Source organism: Variovorax boronicumulans (genome assembly GCF_040544675.1).
GTDB classification, from domain to species: Bacteria; Pseudomonadota; Gammaproteobacteria; order Burkholderiales; family Burkholderiaceae_C; genus Variovorax; species Variovorax boronicumulans_D.
The window spans coordinates 1-26,365 of record NZ_JBEPKK010000025.1 but is presented as its reverse complement, the minus strand read 5'-3'; the positions used below and the strand labels follow the sequence as shown (position 1 = coordinate 26,365).

The 26,365-nt window shown below is 64.3% G+C and carries 18 protein-coding genes; 6 read left to right on the top strand and 12 right to left on the bottom strand.

From position 1 onward, the window contains the following. Positions 1–429: 429 nt before the first annotated feature. The 4 genes from ABIC90_RS26540 (at position 430) to ABIC90_RS26525 (ending at position 8,888) form a co-directional block, all read left to right on the top strand. Positions 430–4,842: an ATP-binding protein gene (locus ABIC90_RS26540; protein WP_354359589.1), complete on the top strand. Its 4,413-nt coding sequence runs from the start codon at positions 430–432 to the stop codon at positions 4,840–4,842. Then, positions 4,842–6,278 carry a multidrug DMT transporter permease gene (locus ABIC90_RS26535; protein ID WP_354359587.1) on the top strand — a complete coding sequence of 479 codons (1,437 nt, stop codon included), beginning with the start codon at positions 4,842–4,844 and terminating at the stop codon, positions 6,276–6,278. The genes ABIC90_RS26540 and ABIC90_RS26535 overlap by 1 nt, the downstream gene beginning before the upstream one ends. Before the next feature lie 454 nt (positions 6,279–6,732). Next, positions 6,733–8,205, top strand: coding sequence for an AAA family ATPase (locus ABIC90_RS26530; RefSeq protein WP_354359585.1), 1,473 nt, complete (start codon positions 6,733–6,735; stop codon positions 8,203–8,205). Then, entirely contained in the window at positions 8,202–8,888 is a 687-nt protein-coding gene (locus ABIC90_RS26525; protein ID WP_354359583.1) for an HNH endonuclease, read from the top strand. The genes ABIC90_RS26530 and ABIC90_RS26525 overlap by 4 nt, the downstream gene beginning before the upstream one ends. 309 nt (positions 8,889–9,197) lie before the next feature. Here ABIC90_RS26525 and ABIC90_RS26520 read toward each other — a convergent pair whose 3' ends face one another. Further along, positions 9,198–9,902: a response regulator transcription factor gene (locus ABIC90_RS26520; protein ID WP_354359581.1), complete on the bottom strand. Its 705-nt coding sequence runs from the start codon at positions 9,900–9,902 to the stop codon at positions 9,198–9,200. Then, complete coding sequence (locus tag ABIC90_RS26515) at positions 9,899–11,263, bottom strand: cache domain-containing protein (protein WP_354359579.1); 1,365 nt, start codon at positions 11,261–11,263, stop codon at positions 9,899–9,901. The genes ABIC90_RS26520 and ABIC90_RS26515 overlap by 4 nt, the downstream gene beginning before the upstream one ends. Positions 11,264–11,504: 241 nt before the next feature. Here ABIC90_RS26515 and ABIC90_RS26510 point away from each other — a divergent pair, with 241 nt between their 5' ends. Further along, positions 11,505–11,927 (top strand): hypothetical protein, encoded by a 423-nt coding sequence (locus ABIC90_RS26510; RefSeq protein ID WP_354359577.1) that lies wholly within the window; start codon positions 11,505–11,507, stop codon positions 11,925–11,927. A gap of 52 nt (positions 11,928–11,979) precedes the next feature. Here ABIC90_RS26510 and ABIC90_RS26505 read toward each other — a convergent pair whose 3' ends face one another. From ABIC90_RS26505 to ABIC90_RS26470, 8 genes are all read right to left on the bottom strand, one after another. Further along, on the bottom strand, positions 11,980–12,918 hold the full coding sequence (locus ABIC90_RS26505; RefSeq protein ID WP_354359575.1) for a DedA family protein/thiosulfate sulfurtransferase GlpE: 939 nt from the start codon (positions 12,916–12,918) through the stop codon (positions 11,980–11,982). A gap of 132 nt (positions 12,919–13,050) precedes the next feature. Then, positions 13,051–14,433 (bottom strand): heavy metal sensor histidine kinase, encoded by a 1,383-nt coding sequence (locus ABIC90_RS26500; protein ID WP_354359573.1) that lies wholly within the window; start codon positions 14,431–14,433, stop codon positions 13,051–13,053. Between the two features lie 5 nt (positions 14,434–14,438). Continuing rightward, a complete protein-coding gene (locus tag ABIC90_RS26495) occupies positions 14,439–15,146 on the bottom strand; it encodes a heavy metal response regulator transcription factor (RefSeq protein ID WP_354359571.1) in 708 nt (235 codons plus the stop codon). A gap of 29 nt (positions 15,147–15,175) precedes the next feature. Continuing rightward, positions 15,176–18,352 carry an efflux RND transporter permease subunit gene (locus tag ABIC90_RS26490; RefSeq protein WP_354359569.1) on the bottom strand — a complete coding sequence of 1,059 codons (3,177 nt, stop codon included), beginning with the start codon at positions 18,350–18,352 and terminating at the stop codon, positions 15,176–15,178. Beyond that, positions 18,349–19,560 carry an efflux RND transporter periplasmic adaptor subunit gene (locus ABIC90_RS26485; protein WP_354359567.1) on the bottom strand — a complete coding sequence of 404 codons (1,212 nt, stop codon included), beginning with the start codon at positions 19,558–19,560 and terminating at the stop codon, positions 18,349–18,351. Before ABIC90_RS26485 ends, ABIC90_RS26490 begins: the two co-directional genes overlap by 4 nt. A gap of 4 nt (positions 19,561–19,564) precedes the next feature. Continuing rightward, on the bottom strand, positions 19,565–21,046 hold the full coding sequence (locus tag ABIC90_RS26480) for an efflux transporter outer membrane subunit (protein WP_354359565.1): 1,482 nt from the start codon (positions 21,044–21,046) through the stop codon (positions 19,565–19,567). Positions 21,047–21,387: 341 nt separating this feature from the next. After that, positions 21,388–22,398 (bottom strand): aldo/keto reductase, encoded by a 1,011-nt coding sequence (locus ABIC90_RS26475; RefSeq protein WP_354359563.1) that lies wholly within the window; start codon positions 22,396–22,398, stop codon positions 21,388–21,390. A gap of 233 nt (positions 22,399–22,631) precedes the next feature. Then, positions 22,632–23,210, bottom strand: coding sequence for an aspartate carbamoyltransferase (locus tag ABIC90_RS26470; RefSeq protein ID WP_354359561.1), 579 nt, complete (start codon positions 23,208–23,210; stop codon positions 22,632–22,634). Positions 23,211–23,303: 93 nt separating this feature from the next. Between ABIC90_RS26470 and ABIC90_RS26465 the strand changes: the two genes are divergently transcribed. Then, complete coding sequence (locus ABIC90_RS26465) at positions 23,304–23,939, top strand: Crp/Fnr family transcriptional regulator (protein ID WP_354359559.1); 636 nt, start codon at positions 23,304–23,306, stop codon at positions 23,937–23,939. 98 nt (positions 23,940–24,037) lie between these two features. On the opposite strand, the gene ABIC90_RS26460 is transcribed toward ABIC90_RS26465, so the two are convergent. Continuing rightward, entirely contained in the window at positions 24,038–25,315 is a 1,278-nt protein-coding gene (locus ABIC90_RS26460; protein ID WP_354359557.1) for an MFS transporter, read from the bottom strand. Positions 25,316–25,447: 132 nt separating this feature from the next. Beyond that, a complete protein-coding gene (urtE, locus tag ABIC90_RS26455) occupies positions 25,448–26,140 on the bottom strand; it encodes an urea ABC transporter ATP-binding subunit UrtE (RefSeq protein ID WP_042581180.1) in 693 nt (230 codons plus the stop codon). Positions 26,141–26,365: the final 225 nt, after the last annotated feature.

The window sequence follows — 26,365 nt, the reverse complement described above, 5'->3', positions numbered from 1 at the left end:
CAGTGCGTACGTGGGCGTTGGGCATGGCAGCATCTCCAAGGATGCCTCACCACAAGCAGTTCTCGTGCCTACGAATTAACGGGACAGGACACTAGAGCCTCCGCGTTCGACGTTGGTCTGCTGGTGGCTGCTATGCAGCGGTTGCGGTCGCTGGCCAAAGATCGTTGAGAGACTGCTTCGCGCCAGAATCTGGATTTTGTCCAGACCTGATGGGCGGTCGCAAAGCCGACATTCGATATGCAATGCTCGGCAGGATCTGCCGCCAATTTACATAGGGCTATCCTTTGGCTGTGGCTTCTTTCTATGAGGCCCCATCGCTATAGTCCATCGAACAGGAGCTTGCCCGTCTGGCCACTGCTAATCCCCTCTGCTGGATTGTCTCGGCCGTACTGGCTTTTGCTCTGCAACGAGCAAGCGACGACGCAAACCATGTCCGAAAACATTAAGAACACCGCAATCCCTGCGGCCGGCTACGTCTACCAGACCCGCCAGGGCTTGCTCGTCCTGTGCGAGTGGCTCGACGCGCCGAGCCGTTACGCGCGAGTCAAGTTCGAATGCGACGACGAGGCCGATGCGCCCAAGGGCCTGGACGACATCGTCGCGGAGCGAAGCGATGCCTCGGTCGACCTCCAACAGGTGAAGTTCACGCCCGACCCCGACGCTCACCCGTTGTGCTGGGAGTGGCTGCTCGAAAAGACCGGCAAGACGCCCCGATCGCGGTCGATGCTACGCAAGTGGTTTGATGCTTACAAAAAACTGGATCCTGTTCATGTCGGCGAGGTTTCCCTTGTTACCAACCGCCGGCCGGATGAGGACTTCGAGGGCTGCCTGAAAGCAGGAAAGATTCTGTTCGCCAAGGTCGCCACAGGCTGGCGCACCAAAGTGATCGCCGAACTCGGCTCCGAGCAAGACTGCGACCAATTCTTCAGCGTGCTCAACATCCGCCACAGCGACAAGGGCTACGAGCGGCTGGAGCACGAGGTCGACGCCCGTCTTCGTGCGCATGGCACAGCCGAGGGCATCGCTATTTTGAAGAACGTGGCCTTGAACTGGGCGACGCAGAAAAAGCATCCCGCCCCGGATGGTTGGATTACGTTGGACGTCGTTCGCGCGATCCTCCATGCGACGCCGCCGACGCCGCTGCTTGAGGACTTCGACGTCCCCGCTGGCTACGAGGTGCCTGACGCGACGTTCCACGCGAAATTTCTTGAGGACGCCATCGCCTCCACCGGCAAGCCACTTGTCCTTAAGGGCCCGCCAGGCCGTGGCAAGAGCACCTACCTGAGCGCGCTGCGCGAGAACCTGGCAGAGCGCGACATCCCGACCGTCCGCCACCACTACTTCCTTTCCACAACTGAGCGCGGTCGTGACCGCGTCCATAGCTACGTCGTCGAGCAGTCCATCCAGGCGCAGGTCAAGGACCTCCACCCCGAGGTTCCGAACATGGGCGGTGGGCTGCGCGCGTTGCTGGAAGCATGCGCCGCCCACTACAAGAAACTCGACAAACCTTTTGTTCTCATCCTCGACGGTCTGGACCACGTCTGGCGTGTTAACGCGGGGGACAAGCGCCCGCTGGACGACTTGTTCTCCCAGGTACTCCCCTGCCCGGACAACTTGGTGCTGCTGGTGGGCACCCAGCCCGTGGACGACGTGCAGTTGCCCAATGACCTTCTGGTCGCGGCCCCGAAGAGCCAGTGGCGCGAGCTGCCTGCCATGTCCGAGGACGCTGTGCTGAGCTACCTTCGGAAGGCGATCGACGAGGGGCGGCTTTCGACCAACGGCGCGAACTCGGCCGCCGGCGTGGACGAAGAGGTGCAACGTGCAGCCACCGAGCTCCGTGCTCGGACCAATGGCCATCCCCTGCACGTCATCTACGCGACCGCCGAGCTCGAGCATGGAGACCGTGTGCTCTCCCAGTGGAAGGTCGAGCAACTCAGGGGAGACCTCACCGCCGACGCAAAAACTTACTATGGGTCACTGTGGGTGACCCTGCCCCAAAGTCTGAAGGACGCGCTCCGTCTGGTGTGCGCGTTTCCCTTTTTCTGGCCCAGTTCCGCCTTCGGCCAGATCGCGGAGGCGACCAAGAACGCGTTGCCCGAAGTCCAGATGGTTCAGCACCTGCTCCATTCGTCTGCGGCTGGCCTGAAGGTCTTCCACGAAAGCCTCGCAGTGTACGTGCGCGCGACCGACAACTACGAGGAACGCATCAGGCAACTGACGCCCGAAGTCGCCCAGTGGCTGGAGACGTCGGCGCCGACCGCGCTGCGCGTGAACTGGCTCTGGACGGTTCAGGCGAGGCTGGGCGCGCCGCAGAACCTCATTTCGGGGCTGACTCGCGACTGGATCATGCAGCGTCTTGAGGAGGGGTACCCGGAGTCGCTCTTCGAAACCCTGCTCACGGAATCCCTTGCGGCAGCGCTGGACACTGGCGCATTCGCCGACGCTTACCGCTTGGCGCACCTAGGGTCGCGCATGGTTGGTGGCAGCCAGTTCCAGATGGAAGACGACGACATGGCCAGGCTCGTCGCGTTCACACTGACACTAGCTGCGGATGAGGGCGTCGTGAAGGAGGCCATCGCCTCGCGGCACGAGACGGACATCTTGAAGGTCGCTGCCTTGGGGCTCGCCCTGAATGCCCGTGGCAACAAGCTTGAGGCCGAGATGTGCGGGGAAGAGGCCTTTCGAAGATATCAAGGCCAGAGCCGGTTCTCCCGGGGGTACGGCGGCAGGGGCGGGTTGAAGTTCCTGGCCACTGTATTCGCTCAGTTGGGTGTCATCGCCAGGACCGCCGACGAACTCACCCAGTCGGTGATCCTCAACTCGGCGGCGTGGCCGCCTCGCGTCCAGATGCTCGTCAACGAGGGCAATCTTGACGACCTGATGGCGATTGCCGCATCGCTGCCCGACGGCAAACGCAAGAACACTATCAGCAATGCGTGCATACGCGCGGCCGCGACGGCCAGTGTCAGCATCGCCGCTCGTCCGGATTTCGGCTCGCTGGCCCGGACCCCATTCGTCGCTGCGGTCGAGGCGGCACACACTCGAGTGTCGAAGTCGCTGACCTGTGAGCTCCCGATCGACTGGCTCAAGGGCGACTACTACCAGCGAAAGGAAGACCTGGCAGCACTCATGCACCAATGGTTCTTCAGAGCCGTGCACCTGGGGCTGTCCATGGCCGCCGAGGGCAAGACCGAGTTCGAGTTCCCCAAAGCCCCTGCCTACAAGGACAGGGAAAACATCACCACTTTCCTTGACGCGCTGTCCGGCATCGCTGCCCAGGTCGCACACCGCTGGTGGCGCGGGGAGTTCGTGGACTTCCACGAGCTCTACGAGTTGCTTGCACCCGTGCCGACCTTTCGGTTTCGGCAGAGCCATGACTGGACCTCGTCTTCCGAAGACTTCCGTGGCGGCCTGCATCGCATCGCCTGCGACATTCGCCTGGGCAGCATTCTGCTGGACAACTTCCAAGACGTCTCGTTGTCGGCCGAAACTATGGCGCAGGCCACCAGCCACACCTGGTTTGACAGCGATCTGTTCCGAGAACGGTATGCCGCCGGCTCCTTGACGCCAATGGCCAACGATGCGGCAGAGGCATTCATCCACATCCAGCGGGCGCGCCTTGATGCCGACGTCCAGCACGAGACCAGCGTCCATCTGCAAACGCCGCTGCAACTGTGCGCGATCGCCCTCGCACACGGCCTGACGCCGGCAGCGCGCGAGCTCTGCAGGCAGACCTGGGAACTCACTACTGGGTACTCGCACCGCAAGGACCCGACGCTTGGGAAAACCGTTCAGGCAATTAGCTACCTGGTCGAGGCCGCGCCTGATGATGCACGCCGCCTGCTGGCGCGAATCGCACCGCAAGTCCACCGCGTCCTCGATTACACCGATGGCAAGGGTACCCGGTACGTCCTGTCCGAGGCCGACGAACTGCTGGCCAAGCTGCGCCCGTCCGCGTTGGTGGTCAAGTACTTAGAGCACACCGACGCCGGCGACTGGTCGGAAGCAGAAGACAGCCTGCAGACCTATGTGGAGCAGGGGGTGAAAGATGGCTGGCCGCTTGACGCCCTGATGCGCACGGGCATGCAAGCGGAGATCCGTGATGCGCTGGTTCGCCTCGCCAACAGTGGGAACGTGCGCGCCGGAGAGACGCTACGGGCGCTCGACGGGCACAACGGGTGGGAGATGGGACTGCTCCATAAGGAGTCGCACGCGTCAGGCAGCATCAAAAGCAAGCCGTACGCAGGCGAAGTTAAGACGTTCGAGCCCGAGCAGTTGCAGGCGTTGTTGGACGACCTGTCAGACAGCTACGATGAGCGCGATCATCGGCTTCGTGATTGGTACGAGCACTGGGACACCAGCGGCCATGGGAAACGTCTGCTCCATGCGCTGGACGCGCTGCTCCTGTCCGAGGCGGGACGGCAACGGGACGTATTGATCTTGTCTGACCTAGCGTTCGAGACCCGCCGCAAGCTCAGCGGGCTAAAGGCCGCCTGGAAATATCTTGTCAATGCGCAGATCTATCGGGGTGGCTGGATAGGCAACTTCGCTGAAAGTCAGGCGAAGACTCGCGCCAGGCTCGACCTGGTGGTCAAGCATTACGCCGGCCGCTGCGACGAATTCGTAACCGCTACGGCCTACAGCATGTTCGGCGAGCCACCTGAGCGCATCGCGCCTGCCGAGGTCATGGTGTATTTCTACGCGCAGCAAAGACGCATCCCCGAAGCCGTCAAATTCGCTGAAACCATGGTTAATTGTGTCATCGAGGACACGCGCACCTTGCCGCTTGCGCCGCCTCGCTGGGCGGCCGAATTGGTAGGTCCTGTCACGCCGGCCGCTTGATGGACGACCTTCCGATTCTCATCGCGCGTCTTGGCTGGCCAACCGTCTCGGCTCGCTGGTGGACCATGCAAGAACTCGCGTCTCGCCTGGGCGACCCGTCCAAGAAGGAGGCAACTGAAGTCGCGCTACTCGAGCAACTTCGCTCTCGCAGACTGGAGGCGGAGGTCACCGAGACGCTGTGCGTCTTCTGGATGGCCGCTCGAGGACACGGCTACACGCCCCCCGCAGAGTTGGCCGGAAGTCTTTCGAAGCCGTCGTTGCTCTCAAACCTGTTCTTGGACTACCTCGGCCTGCCAGTGCCGCAAATAGACGCCGGCCTCATGGTGACGCCCAAAGACTTCGAGATTCCGGACGACTTCGAAGGCGTGCAAGGCATCGACCTGCCCCGAATTTTCAGGACGAACTTGAACCGACTTGTGAAGCAAACTGGGCTGCCCTTTTTGCGTCAGATGGCCTTTGAGTGGACGCAAAACCGGGCGGCCTACCCCGAGACGCCCTACCAAGGGGACCCTTGGCACTTCACTCGTCCGCTCGGTGACGGGTTCAGCGGCCAGACCTCGGCTCGATCTGCACTGAGGTCCATCTCTGCCTATCTGCGCACGCTCGCCGTCGCGGAGAAGTTTTGGAAGATGCCGTCCGTGCTGGCGTACTCGGAGGCGCTCCTGGCCCTGCCCGTCCACCCAACGCTGGCCTTCCTGACGCCTCGGCGCCCCGATTGGTTGCCGGACAGCGCAGACTTCGAGGGTGACGCTGCGACGATCGAGGCTTCGATTCAAGCCCTGATTGCGCGCGTCAAGACTGCGCATCCCGATCGCGAGCTTCTCGCATTCAGCTCACCCGTCTTGATGTCGATGGAGCGCTGCGTTGAGGTGACGCTGGTTCGTTGGTCGCAAGCACCAGGTGCTCAGGTCAGCGATAGTGCCCTCGCAGACTACTTGAGCGACTTCTGGAATGGCGAGTGGTCGGTGGACAGCGAGACTGACGATCCGCTCAGCACGACTACGGTTTTGACACCATTGCCTCTCGAAGAACTGATGAACGACGACGCCAAAGCGTGGCCATTGGCTGCGCCGCTCGACCTCGATCGGCTGGGCTACCTGCAGCTCGACCTGTATCCGTCGCGAATCTATCTTCCGACGCTGCCCGGTATCGGCACGGCCGAACTTGAAGCCCACGGCGGCGGACTCGATGTCAAAGTCCAGAAACATGTGGTCGCCGAGTTTTCCTATTGGAACGCGGGCTGGGGGCCGGCGCGTCCCGGGAGGCTGGGAGGTAACTGCGGTACAGCGCTTGTGTCGCGTGCTGCAGGTTCCAACAGGAACAGGACGTTCTACCTCTGGCAGGTGCGGACGCTGCACAGAACGAGCACCTTCGACCGTTTCGGCGAGACCGTGGTCACGGGCACTTTAAGACCAACACCATGCGAACACTTATAGAGACTACGCCGGTCTTGATTGCGCCATTGACTTACTGTTTTGACCCGTCGAGCACAAGGCATGTTCTAACGACGTTCACCGAGAACCGGTCAATCGACGACTGCAAAGCAATGTCAGCAGTCGTCCGCAAAGCCGGTATTGACAGACTGCAAACAGTCTGGAGCGGGCGTATCCAAAGGGCGCCTACGCAGCGACTGCCACCGCTCGCGTTCGAACTGCGAACACACGCTGACTGGCACCATGTGGCTGTTGAGCCGGCGATCGCGGGATGAGTGAAGATCAGCGGGCGCACGTCAGATGGCCTGAAAGACACTTACGCAAATTAAATCCGAGGAACCGACAGAACAAAACGGTTGTTGCCGGCTCGACTGCCTAGCCCCGTTTTTCAATTCTCGAAGCCACAACTAATAGAGTTACAGTACTTCGACGTTGCGACTCTTACCTCATTACACCTATGCATCTGCACAGCTTGACATTGACCAATGTCCGCCAATTCGACCAACGCTTTTTTAAATTCCAACCCGGCTTTAACTTGCTGGTTGGTGAGAATGGAGCTGGCAAGACGACGATCCTTCGCGGAATGCTCGCAGCATTGGGAAGCGCACAGCAAATGGGGAGGCGTCCTAGGCTAGAAGACAATGACATACGGTTGCGCACCGATTTCGCAGAAATTAGCGCAATAGTTTGCCATGTGAACGACGCATTTGAAGAATTTCAGTTTCGAAAAGCGCTTTGGAAGCCTGCGACTCGTTCTGCTAATCGGGCGGGTTCTCCGTTGATTCTACTTTATTCATCGAATGAAGCAACCTGTTCAGCAATGAAGGCTAAGCCTGCTAAGCGGATCGGGGATTTTTATAGCGCTTCGGTTCGGCAAAATGAGGAGTTTCTCTACGCATCTGAAAGGAATTTTTCTAGAGAGGCTGCACCGGCAGTAGCAGGACGTCAATTTGGAAGTAGCCAGTCCGTGAGAAAATTTGTCAAGAAAGTGCTACTCACATTTTCTCCCGATATGGGTGAGTTTTTTTGGCGCTTTGAACCCTATGACTGTTCGATAGTCCTTCCCGAAAATGCAGAAAGAACGCCGCTGACTGCAGAATTACAAAAGCAAGCCCGAGCTTTTGCAATGCGCTGGTTTGCGGAGTGGTCAATACGGCGCAAAAGGCCTATTGATTGGCCAGATCAAGAAAAAATCGCCCTTGCACCGAATGCTCGAGAGCCTAAGCGTGGTGATAGAAATCTGCCAGATATTCGCGAGATTTGGGAAGGCATGCGGATCGGCCCCGCCGATCGAAAATTGTTACTATCCTGTTCGCTGGAGGTAAGCCTAACGCCGCGAATCATGATTCAGCGCAAGATTGGCACGTTCAACCTTAGCCAACTTTCTGATGGTGAGCAGCGGCTTTTTTCATTATTTGTCGATATTGCAAGGCAGCTATCGATCAACGACAAAAAGGATGAAAAGAGTCAAAGTGGTGCGATCGTTCTTATCGATGAAATCGACGTTCACCTTCACCCTAAGTGGCAACGCCGTATTGTTCCTGCATTGGAGGAGCTATTTTCAGATTGTCAATTTATCGCCACGACTCACTCTCCATTTGTAATTCAGGCGACCCGTCGCCAGCAGATCACCTCTATCGAGAAAAATTCTTTGACGGTGGATATGAGTGGTGGCAACAGCATTGAAGATATCGCCGAGGAAATTCAGGGCATTCCCGTTCCTCAACGCAGTATTCGGGCTGAGAAGCTAAACGCTGCAGCGAAGCAATATTTCGAGCTCCTTGAGATGCGAGTGGTCAATCCGAGGAAAGTTACTGCCTCCAAACTCCGCGCTGCGGAGCGCTCCTATAGGGAGGCCAGCGAGCCATTTTCATCAGATCCCGCAGTGCATGCCTTGCTAGATGTCATGACGATGGAGGGCAAACAATGAGACCGGTTACTAGGAGCGGAGCTCCAGCAGCCTACGCAAAGTATCAGGATGCTATTGGCGATTTGGAAGCCTGCTTTGGCCACTATTGCAGTTATTGTGAGCGCCGTTTTCCTGCATTGCTAGCTGTAGAGCATGTTTCTCCAAAGATCTCTGATCGCGCTCGCAGGACCGACTGGACCAATTTTCTTCTCGGTTGCGTTAACTGCAATTCGGTTAAGGGCGACACGCCAACGAACGACCAAGACTTTCTTTGGCCAGACAAAGACAACACCCTAAGTGCCATCGAATACAAGGCGGGCGGATTAGTGCAGCCTTCGCCAACGCTGGACCCTGCCATTGCCCCCAAAGCGACTGCCTTGATAGAGCTCGTAGGATTGGATCGCCACCCTGGCCAACCTCCAGCCAAGCAGCCGAATGATCGGGATAAGCGCTATTTACAGCGGGAGGAGAAGTGGCAGCTTGCTGCACTTATGCGCATGAAGCTGACAAGAAACGACAGTATCGATTTCCGAGAAGTCATTGTCAGTCTGGCTAGGGAGTCCGGGTTTTTCAGCATCTGGATCGCGGCCTTTCACGACGATCCCGACATGCGTCGCCGGCTGGTCGAAGCTCACGTAGGGACCGCAAGAGACTGTTTCGAAGCTGACTGGTCGCTAAAAGCCAGAACCGGTGGGCATATCTAGCAGCTAAGACCCTCGCAAATCATCTGCGCGTCGCCTGAGACAGCGGGTGTTCATCCACTGCATTGCCTTCTCAGAGTCCGCTCTTGGCGGAGACCTCCGCGTTTAGCAGGCGACCGAAGGCCAATCCACGCTGACCGCTTGCGCCGGAAGCGGTCACACGTTTGCAGACGACGATCGTCTGCAACCAGTCTTGAGCCGACCTCCAGGCCACTGACCAACCGCGAATTGCGCAGCCAATCACCACACCGCGGTAGCAAAACAAAGCCCTCGCATTCACCCGCCGAAGCTCACGCTCAGTGCATGCATCGCTCACCCCTGCCCAAACTCCCGCGCATGCTCCACCGCATACTTGATGAGCTCCGCCTGCCCTTCGATCCCCAGCCGCCGCTTGATGCTCTGCCGGTGCGCCTCCACCGTGCGCACGCTCAGGCCCAGGTCGCGCGCAATCTGCTTGCTCGATTCGCCCCGGCCGAGCGCGGTGAGGATCTGGCTCTCGCGTGGCGTGAGCAGCGGCCTGGGCGCCTGGTTGCGAAATAATTTTTTCGACACGGCCGGGCTCAGGAAGGTGCCGCCCGCCGACACGGCCTCGATGGCGGCCACGATCTCGGCCGCGGGCGCGTCTTTCAGCACATAGCCGCGCGCGCCCACTTGCAGGGCCTTCTGCACGTACTCGGGGTTGTCGTACATGCTGAGCATCACGATGTGCGGTGCCGCTTGCCCGGGTTGATGATGAGGATGATGGCGCTGCAGCACCATCTCGGCCAGGTCGATGCCGTTGATGTCCTTCATGCCGACGTCGACCAGCATCAGGTCGCACCGCACCGCATCGAGCAGCGCGAGCGCCTCGGCGCCGCTGCCGGCCTCGCCCACGATCTCCAGGTGGGGCATGGCACCCAGGCGGGCGCGCAGGCCGTCGCGCACCAGCGGGTGGTCGTCCACGAGGAAAAGGCGAATGGGCCTGGACGCTGCCGCAGGCGTTGCTTCTTCTGCTGTTTGCGGTGTGCTCGATGTCATTCCGGCCTTGCGCTGCGGGCCGGAACCTCGGCCACGATGGATGTATGGCCGCGGCCGGAGCGGATGTTCAGCCGCCCGCCGATCGCGTCGATGCGCTCGCGCATGTTGCGCAGGCCGATGCCGTGGTGCGGGTCCAGCTGCATGGCCTCGACGTCGAAGCCCACGCCGTCGTCGCTCACCTCCAGCCGCACTGCATCGTCGGTAAAGCCCAGCGAGATGTGAACGCGCTGCGCCTGTGCGTGCTTGCGCACGTTGGTGAGCGCCTCTTGGGTCACGCGAAAGAGCGCGGTCTTGGCCTCTTGCGAAAGCTCGAAGGGCTCGCCCTCAACCATGATGGACGCATCGCTGCCGCCCTCTTCGCCGAACTCGTGGCCCAGGCGCTCCAGCGCGGCGGGCAGGCCCAGCGTGTCGAGCAGCGCGGGACGCAGGCGGTGCGAGATGCGGCGCACTTCGATGAGCGAATCGTTCAGCCGCTGCAGCGCCTTGCCGAGGGCGGGCGGCGTGGGTTGCTGTTCGCGGGCCAGCGCGTCCACGGCCGATTCGATCAACAGCTTGGCCGACACCAGCGTCTGGCTGGTGCCGTCGTGCAGCTCGCGCGCGAGGTGGCCGCGCTCTTCTTCCTGCGACTGCACCACGCGCCGCGCCAGGAGGCGCAGCTTGGCTTCGGCGACGCGGTGTTCGCTGAGGTTCAACAACAAGCCCGTCGCGCTGACCACGCCCAGGCACAGCGCGGCGATGCCGGCGATCCACAGCAGCGTGGCGGTGACGTTGGCGTTCATCTGCTTGTCCAGCGCGTCCATGGTGGACTCGATGTCGTCCAGGTACAGGCCCGTGCCGACCATCCAGTTCCAGCGCGGCAGCGAGGTCACATAGCCGAGCTTGGGCGCAGTCTGCGCGCTGGAGGGCTTGCGCCACTGGTATTCGACGTAGCCGCCGCCGCTTTGGCTGGCGCCCTTCACGAGGTCTTGAATGGTGAGGCGGCCGTTCGAATCGCGCAGCTCCCACAGGTTTTGGCCGACCAGCTCGGGCTGGCGCGAATGCATGAGCGAGTTGCCCTGCAGGTCGTACACGAAGAAGTAGCCGTCGTCGCCGTAGTCGAGCGCGGCCAGGCGGCGCAGGGCCTCGGCGCGGGTGGCTTCGTCGTCCTGGCCCGATTCGTACAGCGGCCGCAGGTTGCTCACCGCCAGCTCGACATAGCTGCGCAGCTCGCTGCGGCGCTGCGCCATGTAGCTGCGCTCGATGAGGGCGCGCTCGCGCTGCGCGAGGTCGTGCTCCTGATGGCGCACCGCCAGGGCCACGAGCACCAGTGCGACGAGCAAAGGAGCCACGGCCAGCGCGACGATCTTGGTGCGGAGGTTCATGGGGTGGGGAGGCTACCACTGGGGCGCCGGTGGGGGATTCAGCCCGCCGGTTCGCGGAAAAATTCCATGCGGATGACGTTAGACAACAGTGTGCTCTGCCTGATCGGCATACAAAGCCAGGGTCACAACACGGGGAGAACTAAATGCGAAGCACTGGCGCGCGCTACAACGTTGGCGACCCCAGGTACGCCCAAAAGATGGACCATGCGCTGCTCGCCGTCCGCAAGGCTACGGAGGCGGTGTGCAGATAGCAAAGGTTGTCGCGCTGGCCGGCCTTGTTTTGGCGGGCCCCTGCACAGCGACCGCCGAGACACCATTCACCGGAAAATTCAGCGGAACCGGCCGTGCATGCTCTGGCGGCCTCTTCGTGCGAACCCAGACCATCGAATGGAACTCGAGCTTCAGCGTTTGCAGGCCCGCTCGCTACGACGTACTGGAAAAGGATCTGCGCAAAGACCACGGCAGGATCGTCTTTCGCTTCAAGACCCGCAGCCGGCAGTGCCTGTATGAAGTGATCGAGGCCGAACAGGTCGGCACTTACGGCTGGGACGTGCGTGGCTATCAGTCGCTGGCGTCTTATCGGAAGCGCGCTCTGCCCGGCTGGAGCAATTCGTCTCTCACCGAACGACAGATCCTTTCCTGCCCGATGACCCGACTGGACTGACTGCTGCTACCGCCACGCACAAGCCCCGGCAGTCAGCGGCACCGAGCCGCCCTCAATGCAAACTGGTAGGCCGCCCCGAGGCCACCCAGGCATCGAGCCCGCCGGTGAGCGGCAGTGCACGCCGAGCCCCGCGCGCCAGCATCACGCGTGCCGCCTGCGCGGCCGACACCTCGTTGGGGCAGTTGCAATACAGCACCACGTCGCGGTTCGCGTCGATCTGCAGGTCCAGGTGCCGGTGCTGCAGCGCCTTGAGGGTGTACGGCAGCGCACCCGGGATGCGACGCGGATCGACCTGCACGCCGGCCTTGCCGCGCACGTCGATGATGAGCGGCGGCTCTTCGCCGCTGAGCAGTTCGTGCAGCTCATCGACGGTGATGCGGGGCATGCCATTGAGCCGCATGAAGGCGCGGCGGCGCCAGTAGCGCACGGCCAGAATGACCAGCAGCAGCACCGCCACGGCAGCGGTCGCGATGCCGCCGGCCTGGGCCAGCACGGCGAGCACTTCCTGGATCTGGTCCCTGAAGGCCCAGCCCAGGCCGAGGAACAGGCCGGTCCAGATGAGGGCGGCGCCCAGGTCGAAGCCGATGAATCGCCGCACCGACATGCCCAGCGCCCCGGCCATCGGCGGTGCCACCACCGACACGCCGGGCACGAACTTGGCGGCGATGAGCGACATGCCGCCCCACTCGGTGATCAGCGATTCGCCGCGCCGCACGCAGGAGTCGGGCGCCAGCGAGATGCGGCACAACAGGCGCATGAAGCGGTAGCCGAAGCGCCGGCCGGCATAGAACCATGCGCCGTCGCCCAAAAGGTTGGCAAGGACCGCGGCGAGCACCACGCCCACCACCGACACGTCGCCCGCTGCCAGCAGCGCACCGGTCACCACCAGCACCCCGGCAGCCGGCACCGGCAGGCCGAGCCGCGCGGCAAAGCTCGCGACGAACACCACCAGAATCGCGTTCTGCACCAGCAAGGACATCAGCTGTGCCATGCCAGCCTTTCGGTCGATGCGGGGAACAACAACGGAGGTGCGGGGTGGGGGTTCATGCGAACCGCAATTGTCTGCCATGGCCCAAGAACGTACCGGGCGCAGGCCATTCGAGAACGCCCCTCAGTCGGCCATTCAGCCGGCCCTGGACACGCTGAAGGCGAAGGTGTTCAACCCGCCCTCGCTCACTGCGCTCACTTGCCCGCCGTGCATGCTGGCCACCGCTTTCACGATGGCCAGCCCCAGCCCGTGGCCGTGGTGCTCGCCGCCGTCGTTGCGGGCCGCATCCACGCGGTAGAAGCGATCGAACAGATGCTGCAGGTGCTCCACGCCGATGGGCGCGCCGGGGTTCGACACGGCGATCCACGTCGCGCCGGGTGCTTCGCGCAGCGTCACGGTGATCTGCGCGCCCGGCGGCGAATGCTCGATGGCGTTCTGCAGCAGGTTCGACATGGCGCGGCGGAACAGCGCGCTCTCCAGCCGCGCCTCGGCCTGCACGTCGCCCGCGATGCCGACCTGCGAGCCGCTTTCGTCGAGCACGAACTCGAAGAAGTCGATGGTCTTGCGCACCTCCTGCGCCACGGGCGTGAGCATCAGGCCGGTGGCCACTTCGCCGCGGTCGGCGCGGGCCAGGAAGAGCATGTCGTTGACGATGGAGCGCAACCGCTCCAGGTCTTCGAGGTTGGCCTGCAGCACTTCTTCGAAATCGCCCGCGCTGCGCTGGCGCGAGAGCGCGACCTGCGTGCTGCCGATGAGGTTGGCCAGCGGCGTGCGCAGCTCGTGCGCCACGTCGGCGTTGAAGGCCTCGAGCTGGCGCCAGGCCTCTTCGAGCCGGCTCAACGCGCCGTTGAAGGCGTCGGCGAGCGCCGAGAGTTCGACCGGCAGTGCCTCGGCCTGCAGGCGCTGCGACAGCGTCTTGGGCCGCAGCGCCTGCGCCTCGCCCGACAGGCGCTCCAACGGACGCAGGCCGAGCCGCGCAATCCAGTAGCCGGCCAGCGCCACCACCAGCACCCCGCCGAGCCCCAGGGCCAGCAGCGCCGTCAGGAAGGTCTTGCGGGTGCGTTCGTAAGGCTCGCCGTTGCGCCCGACGATGAGCCGCACCGCCGGCCGGTCTTCGAAGGGCGGAATATGGACCGACAGCGTGCGGAACGGCCGCTCCTGCCCCGGCAGCAGGATGTTGCTGCTGCGGCCGGTCGCCTCGCGCGTGAGGCCGTCGATGTCCGCCAGGCCTTTTCCGTACTGGAAGCGCGGGTCGTCGCTGAGCACCCAGAAGCGCACGCTGCCGTCTTCGGGCGTGAGCGCATCCATGCGGGTCTGCACGCGCGGCCAGCGATCGGCGGTGCCGATGGCGCCTATCCAGTACTGCAGGCTCTTGAGGGTGGTGTCCAGTTCTTCGTACTGATGGCGCTCCAGTTCACGCGCGAGCACGCCGTGCAGCGCGGCGCCGATGAGCGCGAAGGTGGCGAGCGCCGCCATCGCGAACATCGCCACCAGCCGCGCGGTGATGGAGCCCCTCATGAGTTTCACAGGGCGCCGCCCTCCCCCTGGGCTTCGTTCTCCGCGTCTCTCAGTTCCATCACGTAGCCCATGCCGCGGATGGTGTGCAGGAGCTTGGGGCTGAAGGGCGCGTCGATCTTGTCGCGCAGCCGCTTGATCGCGACCTCGACCACGTTGGTGTTGCTGTCGAAGTTCATGTCCCACACCAGCTCGGCGATGGCGGTCTTCGAGAGGATTTCTCCCTGCCGGCGCGCGAGCACCGCAAGCAGCGCGAACTCCTTGGCCGTGAGGTCGATGCGCGTGCCGCCGCGCGTGGCCTTGCGCGCGAGCAGGTCGATCTGCAGGTTGGCGATGCGCAGTTGCACCGGCTCTTGCTTCCGCCCGCGCCGGTTGAGCGCCTGCAGGCGGGCCAGCAGTTCGAGGAACGAGAAGGGCTTGATGAGGTAGTCGTCCGCGCCTTCGTGCAGGCCCTTGATGCGGTCTTCGACGCGGTCGCGTGCGGTGAGCATGATGACCGGCGTTTCCTTGACGGCCCGCAGTGCGCGCAGCACCGCAAAGCCGTCCTGCCCCGGCAGCATGACGTCGAGCACGATCACGTCGTAGTCGTGGGTGAGCGCGAGATGCTGGCCGTCGATGCCGTTGTGCGCCATGTCGACCGCGCAGCCCTGCTCGGTCAGGCCTTTGGAGAGGTAGTCCGCGGTTCTCAGCTCGTCTTCGACAATCAGGATCTTCATGCTTTTGTCTCGCTCCATTCGGCGGGCACCTAACCGTGCGCTTCGGCCACCGGCGGGGTCTCTTCACCGTTCCTTGCAGCCTTGCGGGCTTTGCGCGCTTCCTTGCGGCGCAGGTACCAGTAGTGCGCGCGGTCCAGGTACAGGTAGACCACCGGCGTGGTGAACAGGGTGAGCGCCTGCGAGAGTATCAGCCCGCCGACCATCGCGTAGCCCAGCGGCCGGCGCAGTTCGGAGCCCGAGCCGTGGCCCAGCATCAGCGGCAGGCCCGAGAGCAATGCGCACATCGTCGTCATCATGATCGGGCGGAAGCGCAGCAGGCACGCCTGGTAGATCGCCTCCTGCGGCGCCATGCCCTGCTCGCGTTCGGCCTTGAGCGCGAAGTCGATCATCATGATGCCGTTCTTCTTCACGATGCCGATGAGCAGGATGATGCCGATCAGCGCGATCACGCTCAGGTCGTAGCCCCCCGCCATCAATATCAGCAGCGCCCCCACGCCCGCCGATGGCAGCGTCGAGAGAATCGTGAGCGGATGGATGTAGCTCTCGTACAAGAGGCCCAGCACGATGTACACCGCCACCAGCGCCGCGGCGATCAGGTAGGGCTGCGAGGACAGCGAATCCTGGAAGGCCTGCGCCGTGCCCTGGAATGAACCGCTGAGCGACTGCGGAATGCCCATGTCGGCCTGCGCCTTGTTGATGGCATTGACCGCATCCCCCAGCGCATGGCCCGGCGCAAGATTGAACGAGATCGTCACCGCCGGAAACTGCCCCTGGTGGCTGATCGAGAGGTACGCGGTCTTGCTCGTGTCCACCTTCACGAAGGTGGAGAGCGGCACCTGCTGGCCGGTGAGCGGCGAGGTGAGGTAGAGCTTGCTGAAGAGCGCCGGGTCCTGCTGCAGTTCGGGCGTCACCTCCAGCACCACGTGGTAGCTGTTGAGCTGCGTGAAGTACTGCGCCACCTGGCGCTGGCCGATGGCGTCGTACAGCGTCGCGTCGATGGTCGCGGGCGAGATGCCGAAGCTGGACGCGCGGTCGCGGTCGATGGTCAGCACGGCCGAGGCGGCGGCGTTCTGCTGGTCGGAGGCCAGGTCGGTGATCTCCGGAATCTGCCGGAAGCGCGCGAGCAGCTTGGGCGCCCAGGTGTTGAGCTCGTCCAGGTTCGAGTCGGTCACCGTGTACTGGTACTGCGTGCGCGACGAACGGCCGCCCACGCGGATGTCCTGCCCCGCCTGCAGGAACAGGTTCACGCCCTGCACCTTGGCCAGTTGCGGGCGCAGGCGCGTGATGATCTCGTCGGCGCTCGCGGTGCGGCCCTCGTCCTTGGGCTTGAGGTTGATGTAGAAGTTGCCGGTGTTGAAGGTCGATGAACTGCCGTTCATGCCGAAGGCCGAGACGTCCGGATCCTTGCGCACCACATCGGCCAGTTCCAGCATGCGCGCATTCATCGAGGCGAAGGAAGCGTCCTGCGCCGACTCGGCAAAGCCCGAGATGAAGCCCGTGTCCTGCTGCGGGAAGAAGCCCTTGGGAATGACCATGAACAAAAAGCCCGTGGCCGCCACCGTGGCGATGAAGACCATCAGCGTGATGAACTGGTGGTCGAGCACCACATGCAGGCCGCGCTTGTAGCCGTTGAGCATCGCGTCGAAGCCGCGCTCGAACAGCAGGTACAGCCGGCCGTGCTTGCGCGCATGCTCGTTCTTCAAAAAGCGCGAGCACAGCATCGGCGTGAGCGTGAGCGAGATGACCACCGACACCACGATGGTCAGCGTGACCGTCACCGCGAACTCGCGGAACAGCCGCCCCACGATGCCGCCCATGAGCAGCAGCGGAATGAACACCGCGATCAGCGACACCGAGATCGAGATGATGGTGAAGCCGATCTCACCCGCGCCCTTGTACGCGGCCTCCAGCGGCGACATGCCCTCTTCGACGTAGCGGTAGATGTTCTCCAGCATCACGATGGCGTCGTCCACCACGAACCCGACCGCAATGGTGAGCGCCATGAGCGAAAGGTTGTCCAGGCTGTAGCCAAGCAGGTACATCACAGCCACGGTGCCCAGCAGCGCGAGCGGCACGGTCACGCTCGGGATCAGCGTGGCCGGCACGTTGCGCAGGAACACGAAGATCACCGCCACCACCAGCGCGATGGTCAGCAGCAGCGTGAACTCCACGTCGAGCACCGAGGCGCGGATGGTCTGCGTGCGGTCGACCAGCGCATTGACTTCGACGGTCGGCGGAATCGAGGCCTTCAGGCGCGGCATCGCGGCGTTGATGCGGTCCACCGTCTCGATCACGTTCGCGCCGGGCTGCTTGGTGATGGCCAGCACGATGGAGCGGCCGTTCTGGATGGTGTTGCCTTCAGGTGCGGCGGCGCCCGCATAGGCCCAGCCGGCGATCTTCGCGTTCTCGGGTCCGTCGATGGCCACGCCCAGGTCGCGCACGCGGATCGGCGCGCCGTTGCGGTAGGCCAGGATCACGTCGTTCCACGGCTGCGCCTTGAGCAACTGGTCGTTGGTGTACACGGTAAAGCTCTGGTTCGGCCCGTCGATGGTGCCCTTGGGCGCGTTGACCGTGGCCGACGAAAGGACCGTGCGCACGTCTTCCAGGCTCAGCCCGAGCGCGGCGAGCTTGGCCGGGTCGAGCTGCACGCGAACCGCGGGCTTCTGCGCACCGCCGATGTTGACGAGGCCCACGCCCGCGATCTGCGAGATCTGCTGCGCAAGGATGTTGTCGGCGTAGTCGTTCACCTCGGTGAGCGGCAGCGTCTTCGACTGCACCGAGAGAATCAGGATCGGCGAGTCGGCCGGGTTCACCTTGCGAAAGCTCGGCGGGCTCGGCAGGTTGGCGGGCAGCTGGCCGGTGGAGGCGGTAATGGCCGCCTGCACGTCGAGCGCGGCGGCGTCGATGTTGCGGTCCAGGTCGAACTGCAGCGTGATCTGCGTGGAGCCCAGGCCGCTGGTCGATGTCATCTGCGACAGGCCGGCGATCAGCGAGAACTGCCGCTCTAGCGGCTGCGCCACGTTGGAGGCCATGGTCTCCGGGCTTGCGCCCGGCAGGTTGGCCGACACCTGGATCGTCGGAAAGTCGACCTGCGGCAGCGGCGCCACCGGCAGCAGCGGAAACACCGCCGCACCGACCAAAAGGATGGCCAGTGCGAGCAGCGTGGTGCCGATGGGGCGCTTGATGAATCCGGCGGAAATGCTCAATTGCCGCTCCCGGTGGTGGTCGCGACTTGCGCCGCGTTGCCGGTCTTGGCGACAGCTGGCGGCTCGACGATGGTGGCGCCCTCGCGCAGCTTGTACTGGCCATCGACCACGACGCGCTGGTCGGCGGCCAGGCCCTTGTCGATCACGGCCACGCCGTCGGCGATCTGCAGCACATGCACCTGCACATTGCTGGCCTTGTTCTGTGCATCGACGACCCAGGCGTAGGTGCCGTCCTGTCCGCGCTGCACGGCGGCGGCGGGCACGGTGAGCGCGCCCTGCCGGCGGTCGAGCTGCAGTTGCACGTTGACGTACTGGCCCGGCCACAGCGTGTGCTGCGGGTTGGCGAAGCTGCCCTTGAGCTGCACGGTGCCGTTGGCGGTGTCGATCTGGTTGTTCAGCAAGATGAGCTTGCCGGTGCCCAGCATCCGGTTGCCGGCGCGGTCGTAGGCCACCACCGAAAGCGGCTGCGTGCTTTGCTGCTGCACGCGGTTGATGTCCTGCACAGCGTCTTCAGGCAGCGTGAACTGCACGGCGATGGGGTCGATCTGGTTGATGACGACCAGGCCGTTGGTGTCGGCCGCATGGACGATGTTGCCGGGGTCCACCAGCCGCGCGCCCACGCGCCCGTTCATCGGAGAGACGATGCGGGTGAAGCTCAGCTGCACCTCGGCGTACTGCACCTGTGCGGCGTCGGTCTGCACTGTGGCGGCGAGCTGGTTGACCAGCGCCTTCTGCGTATCGACCTGCTGCTGCGTGGCTGCGTCCTGCGCGATCAGCGTGGTGTAGCGCGCCAGGTCTGCGCGCGCATTGGCAAGCTGGGCTTCGTCTTTCGCCTTGGTGGCCTGGGCCTGCGCGAGCTGTGCCTGCAGCGTGCGTGGGTCGAGCTGCGCGAGCAGCTGGCCGGCCTTCACGTCCTGCCCTTCGGTGAAGCCGACCTTGTCGAGCTGCCCGTCGATGCGCGCCTTGACGGTGACCGTGGCCATCGAGGCGACGGTGCCGATGCCCGAGCGGTAGACCTGCACGTTCTGCGGCGTGACGCGCGCGGTGGTCACCTGCACCGGCGGCGTCTTCGGCGCTTCGGGCTTGGCACCGAAGGCCTTGTTGTGGTTGAGCGCCCAGGCGCCGCCGCCCAGCACGATCACGAGCGTGGCGGCCGCGACCCAGGTCGAGCGGCGCTGAAGAGGAGCTTGGGTTGTGGTCGTCGTCATGGCATCAATTTCCGGAAGTCGTGGCGGTTGCAGCGGCGGTCGTCCAGCCGCCGCCCGTGGCTGCGATCAGCGAGACGCTGGCCGCGAGCTGGCGGCCGAGCAGCTGCGCGGCGGTGCGCTGGTTGGTGAGGGAAAGCTGCTGCGCCGTCACCACGCTCAGGTACGTGGCGGTGCCGGCGCGGTACTGGCTCAGCGCGAGGCGTTCCGCCAGTTGCGAGGCCTGCACGGCCTGCGCCTGCAGCGCCGATTCGCGGTCGAGCACGCGCAGGGTCGCAAGGTTGTCCTCGACCTGCTGGAAGCCGCCGAGTACGGTCTGCTTGTATTGCGCGACCGAGGCGTCGTAGGTGGCCACCGCCTGGTCGGTGTGGGCGCGGCGCAAGCCGCCGTCGAACACGGTCTGCGCGAGCGCCGCGCCCAGCGACCACACGCGGCTGGGCGTGTTGAAGAGCGAGGCAAGGTTGCCGGCGCTGAAGCCGCCGCTGGCGCTCAGCACGATCTGCGGGTAGTACGCAGCCTTGGCAACGCCGATGTTGGCGTTGGCGGCCTGCACGCGGCGCTCGGCGGCGGCGATGTCGGGGCGGCGTTCGAGCAGTTCGGAGGGCAAGCCCGTGGGGGCGATGGGCAGCTGCACATGCAGCGCATTCGTCGTCGAGAGCGATGCAGCCGTTGTTTGCCCGGACGACGGGAGCGGCGCGAGCGAGAAGGACGCAGGCGCCTGCCCTGTCAGCACCGCGATCGCGTGTTCGAGCTGGCTGCGCTGCGCTTCGAGATCGACGGCCTGCGCTTCGGCGGTCTTGAGCTGGCTCTGCGCAAGCGCCACGTCGGAGCGCAGCACGGTGCCGGCCGCGTACTGGTGCTGCGTGAGTTCGAGCGCCCTGGCGTAGGCCGCCGTGGTGCTGGCGTACAGGGCGCGCTGCAGGTCAATGACGCGGATCTGCAGGTAGTCCTGCGCGAGCGTGGTCTGGATGCTGAGGCGGGCACCGGCCAGGTCATCGGCGCTGGCCTGCACGTCGGCATTGCCGGCCTCGACCGAGCGCCGCACCGCGCCCCACAGGTCGGGCTCCCAGCTGGCGGCGAGGCCGAGGGTGTCGGTGGTGCCTCGCTTGACGGTGCCGGTGCTGTTGGTTTGCGCGCGGGTGGCGCCTGCGTCGAGGCCCACCGTCGGGTAGAAGCCCGCGTGCGCCGCGGCCGCGATGGCCTGCGCCTCGCGGTACTGGGCTTCGGCGATGCGGATGTTCTGGTTGGCAGCGTTGGCCTGCACGATCAGCGCATTCAGCGCGGTGTCGCCGTAGGCCTCCCACCAAGGATGGCTGGCGTCGATGGCCTGCGGCGTGGCGGTCTTCCAGGGGCCGGTTTCCTTGTAAGCGACCGGAACGTCCATCTGCGGGCGGACGTAATCGGGGCCGACGGCACAGCCTGCAAGCAGCAGTGCGGCCAGCGCGACGGCTGTCGCTTTGGGCGAGGGGGAAGTGGCGAAGAGAACCATGGTGGGTTCACTCTAGGAACCCGGCTCCAACGCCTCGCTGTCGTCTGACTGACAGTTCTGACAGTTTTGGATTGGCTCCCTCCCCTCCCGGGGGAGGGTTGGGGTGGGGGCTCACGGCGGTTGAGAAGGCACTGCGCCGAACGGACGCTGCCGCCCCCATCCCAGCCTTCCCCCGGGAGGGGAAGGAGCAACACGCCAGACGGGTTTCCGTCTTGCTCCCTCCCCTTCCGGGGGAGGGTTGGGGTGGGGGCACGGCGGCGGTTGATAAAGCACCGCGCCGAACGGACGCTGCCGACCCCCATCCCAGCCTTCCCCCAGAGGGGGAAGGAGCAAGACAAGAATCAGCGTGGGGCGTCGCCCTTGCGGTACTCGGCCGTCAGCTCATCGAGCTTCTGCTTGAGCGCCGGCTCGAGCTTGTACTCGGCCGCCGCGATCGTCGCGTCGAGCTGCTCTGGCCGGCTCGCACCGAGCAGCGGCGCGGTAATCAGCGGATTCGCCATCACCCACGCCACGGCCAGCGTCGCCAGCGGCACGCCCGCTTCGTCGGCCAGTTGGTGCAACTGCGTCACGGTGTTGAAGCTGCGTTCGTTCCAGTACCTGTCCTGGTACATGCCGCCGGCCGTGCCCAGCGTGAAGCGGGTGTTCTCCTCCGGCTTCGCACCCGGCTTGTATTTGCCGGTGAGCAGGCCGCCGGCCAGCGGGTTGTAGGGAATCACACCCAACCCCTCTTCGCTCGCCAGCGGCAGCAACTCGCGCTCGATTTCGCGGAACAGCAGGCTGTAGCGCGGCTGCACCGACACGAAGCGCGTGAACCTGTGCAGATCCGACTTGCCCAGCGCACGCGCCAGCCGATAAGCCAAAAAGTTCGACACCCCGATGTAGCGCGCCCTCCCCGACTTCACGATGATGTCCAGCGCCTCCAGGCTCTCTTCGAGCGGCGTCTCACGGTCGTCCATGTGCAGCTGGTACAGGTCGACGTGGTCGGTCTTCAGCCGCTTGAGCGAGAGGTCGATCGCATCGAGCAGATGCTTGCGCGATGCGCCCTGGTCCCAAGGATTCGGGCCGACCCTGTTGACCGCCTTGGTGGCGACCACGAAGCGGCGGCGGCCCGCCGGGCCCTGCTTCTCCAGCCAGTTGCCGATGATTTCCTCGGTGCGGCCGGTCGTCTCGACAGTGCCGCCCAGCGGGTACACGTCGGCCGTGTCCAGGAAGTTGATGCCACCCTCGGCCGCCTTGTCCAGGATCTGGTGCGACACCGTCTCGTCGGTCTGCAGGCCGAAGGTCATGGTGCCGAGGGCGAGGCGGGACACGGTCAGGCCCGTGCGGCCGAGGCGGGTGGTGGGAATGCTCATGGGGGGTCTCGCTCCGAAGAAAGAGATGAGAAAAAGATGAGGAAGGGAGGCGCCGGCCATCATAGGCAGGGCCGCGCGATCCTGCAGGCGCCGGAGATTCAGACGGTGTGCAGGATCGCGCAGGGGCGCGCCCCGCGCTGCCGTGTCGGTCTGGAACGCCGGGGTCGGGGTGTTCGTGGGCGTCGCGTGGGAGGCAGCTCTGCGAGCGACGGTGATGCGGCTCCGGGACTGCGTCAGGGCTTCTTCATCTCGCCATGACCGGTGTGACCGGAATGACCTGCATGACCCGCCATCGCATCTTTGCCATGGTCCGACAGCTGTGCGTCGAACCACCGGTGAAGCGCTGCGACAAGCGCCGTGTTCGACGTCGCATAGCCCAGCTCGGCGCCGCCCTTGATGTCGGTGTAGGTGATGGCGACCTGGCCGGGAGCGGCCGCCTTCAGCTCGGCAAGGCCGGGCATGTCCTGGCCGTGGATGCGCGTTGGACCTGAATAGTCCCCTTTGAGAAACTGCTCGCGAATCTCCTGGAGATGCAGCCGGGTCAGTCTCACTTGCTCTGTGTCATCGGTCTTCTTGACCACCACCTGCTGAACACCGCCTTGCGCCGTCTTTGTGAAGATGTGAGTGGTCGCGGCCAGGCTGAAAGGCATGACCTCTTTGCCACGCTGCGCCACGTCCGCCTGCCGCTGATCGGCAGGCATGGTGGCCATGCGGTGGGTGCTGTGGTTCATCCGGGAGTGATCCATGGTCTGGGCGCTGGCACTTCCCGCGCCCATCAAAAGTACAAGCGTGGCAAGGGTGGTGTTGAGCATGGCGTGATCCCGGGTTGAACGTGTGTCGATGCACCGATTGTGGAAACCCGCGGACCAAAGGCATATGATTTGAATCACACGGGTCCAGATTGAATGAGCGTTCCGAACACAGTGCCTGATGCGCTTCGCAAGCTGCTCACGCCCACCCTCACGACGGCTTCCTCAGGCTTGGAACTGCGCAGGGGTGAGCCTCTCTTCCTGCAGCGCCAGCGTCCCAGGTACATGTACTTCGTGGTCGGCGGCGAGATCGTTCTGGAGCGCACCGGTGAAGGAGGCGACCCCGTGGTGCTGCAGCGGGTTCGCCAAGGCTTCGTGGCCGAGGCCAGTCTGCAATCAGGGAGTTACCACTGCGACGCGGTGGTGACATCGCCAGGTGCTGCGATCGCCGTACCCATTGAACCCCTCAAGGCCGAACTGGCAACGGACCCTGCCTTTGCACTGCGCTGGATCGGCATGCTCAATGCCGAGGTGCGCCGGCTGCGCGCGCAGTGCGAGCGCATGTCGCTCAAGGGCGTGGGCGAGCGATTGCTGCACATGGTCGAGACCGAAGGTGTTCATGGCCGCTTGCCAATCGGCTCGGGGCTGAAGTCTCTGGCCACTGAACTTGCCGTGAGCCACGAGGCGCTCTACCGGACGGTGGCAGCACTTGAGAAAAGCGGCGTGATCGTCCGCGAATCAGGCAGTCTCATATTGGTTCGCACCTCTGGACATGCATCGAGGCCGTCGTAGCCCGAGTTGCACGATGGTCATGGCGGACGTTGTCTTGTCGTGATTCGTTCATTCGCAAAGGAATCGCGCCACGCTAGCACCGCCGTCTGACGCTGCGCTTAGCCGGTTGCGCCTTCGCCGGCAGCCGCGCGCGCACGGCGCGCATCGTCGGCCCGCGCACTCACCACGCCCCATCCGAAGATGCCGATGCCCGCAAGCGCGAGCAAGGCGCCGACCCAACCGGTCGAGGTCCAGCCAAGGCCCGCCGAGATGGCCACGCCGCCCAGCCACGCGCCGAGCGCATTGGCCATGTTGAAGGCCGAGTGGTTGAGCGCGGCGGCGAGCGTCTGCGCATCGCCGGCCACGTCCATCAGGCGGATCTGCAATGCCGGGCCGATGGCGACGGTGGTACCGATGAGGAATACACCGATGGCGGCCGTGACCACGTGCTGCGCCGCGAAGGTGAAGAGCGCGAGCACCAGCACCGCGTACACGAGCACGCCGGCGATGGTGCGCATCAGCGACTTGTCGGCCAGGCGCGAGCCCACGAGGTTGCCGGTGACCATGCCCAGGCCGAACAGCGCGAGCACGAAGGGCACGTTGTGCACCGACAGGTGTGCCACCTCGGTGAGCGTGGGCTTGATGTAGCTGAACACCGCGAACATGCCGCCGAAGCCGATGGCGCTGATGCCGAGCGTGAACCAGACCTGCTTGCGGCGGAGCGCGCCGAGTTCGCGCCAGGGGCTGGCGCCATGGGCCGCGGCGATGTCGGGCACGTCGCGGCGCAGCAGCACCACGGCCACGAGCGCAATGACGCCGACAAACACGAAGGCCGCGCGCCAGCCAAACAGCTGGCCGAGCCACGCGGCGATGGGCACGCCGACCAGCGTGGCACCGGTAAGCCCGAGCATCACGAGGCCCACGGCGCGGGCGCGGCGGCCGGGCGGTGCGAGCGTGGCGGCCACGAGCGCAGCCACGCCGAAGTAGGTGCCGTGCGGCAGGCCCGTGGCAAAGCGCAGCAGGTTGAGCGAGAGGTAGCCGGGCGCCAGGGCGCTGGCGAAATTGCCGGCGGCGAACACGGCCATGAGCGCAATCAGCAGTGCGCGCCGGCCCCAGCCGGCAGCGAGCACGGCCAGCACTGGCGCGCCGACGACCACGCCGAGCGCATAGGCGCTGATGACGTGGCCGGCCTGGGGAATGCTGACGCCGATGTCGCTCGCGACTTCGGGCAGCAAGCCCATGATCACGAATTCGCCGGTGCCGATGGCAAAGCCGCCGACGCCGAGCGCGAGCACGGCCCGCAAGAAACTGACGGGCTGCCGCGACGACGAAGAGGTCGAGGGGGAAGCGGAAACAGGGGTGTCCGCGCTGTCCAGCGCGGTGGGGGAGGCGTTCAAGGCCAGGCTCCTGGGAGGGTGCCCGGCGGCGACGGGCAGAAGCCGGATTTTAGGGTAAACCCTGAATTCGGGCCGATACGCAGATGCCAAAGCCCCTGTACGGGCGCACTGCCAAAGGGCTCCGGGGCAAACTCAGATCGCGACGAGCTGGCGCACGCCCTGCGCTTCCATGTCCTTGCCGAGGCCGCGCGCGATGACTTCGCCGCGCTCCATCACGAGGTAGTCGTCGGCCAGCTCTTGCGCAAAATCGTAGTACTGCTCGCACAGCACGATGGCCATGTCGCCGCGGTCGGCGAGCATGCGGATGACGCGGCCGATGTCCTTGATGATGCTGGGCTGGATGCCTTCGGTGGGCTCATCGAGGATGAGCAGCTTGGGTTTGGGCGCGAGGGCGCGTGCGATGGCCAACTGCTGTTGCTGGCCGCCGGAGAGGTCGCCGCCTCGTCTGTTGATCATCTGCTTGAGCACGGGGAACAGTTCGAACAGTTCCGACGGAATGGGCGTGCTGCCGCTCTTGTAGGCCAGGCCCATGCGCAGGTTTTCTTCTACCGTGAGCCGGGCGAAGATTTCTCTTCCTTGCGGAACGAAGCCGATGCCTGCTCTTGCCCTGTCGTAGGGCGTGGCTTTCTGGATCGGCTTGCCTTCGAGTTCGATGCTGCCGCTCTTGATGGGGACCAGGCCCATCAGCGATTTCAGCAGCGTGGTCTTGCCTACGCCGTTGCGGCCCAGGAGTACCGTGACTTTGCCAAGGGTTGCCTGGAAGCTCACGTCCCGGAGGATGTGGGAGCCGCCGTAGTACTGGTGGATGTTTTTGACTGTCAGCATTTTTTTGCGCCTTCCCTTTGTCGTGTTGAGAGGCACCCGGTGTGCGGCACGGCCCGGATGGCCCCACTGTGCCGGCCCTTCGGGCTTCCCTGCGGTGCTCGCGCTTCGCGGGGTCTCGCAGAACTCGCTGCGCTTGTATGGTTGAGGCGCTGGGGTGGAGGGACTCGTTTCGCATTCGGCCGCGGCAGCGGACCGACAGTTTTGAGATTTCTCCCGCCCCACCTT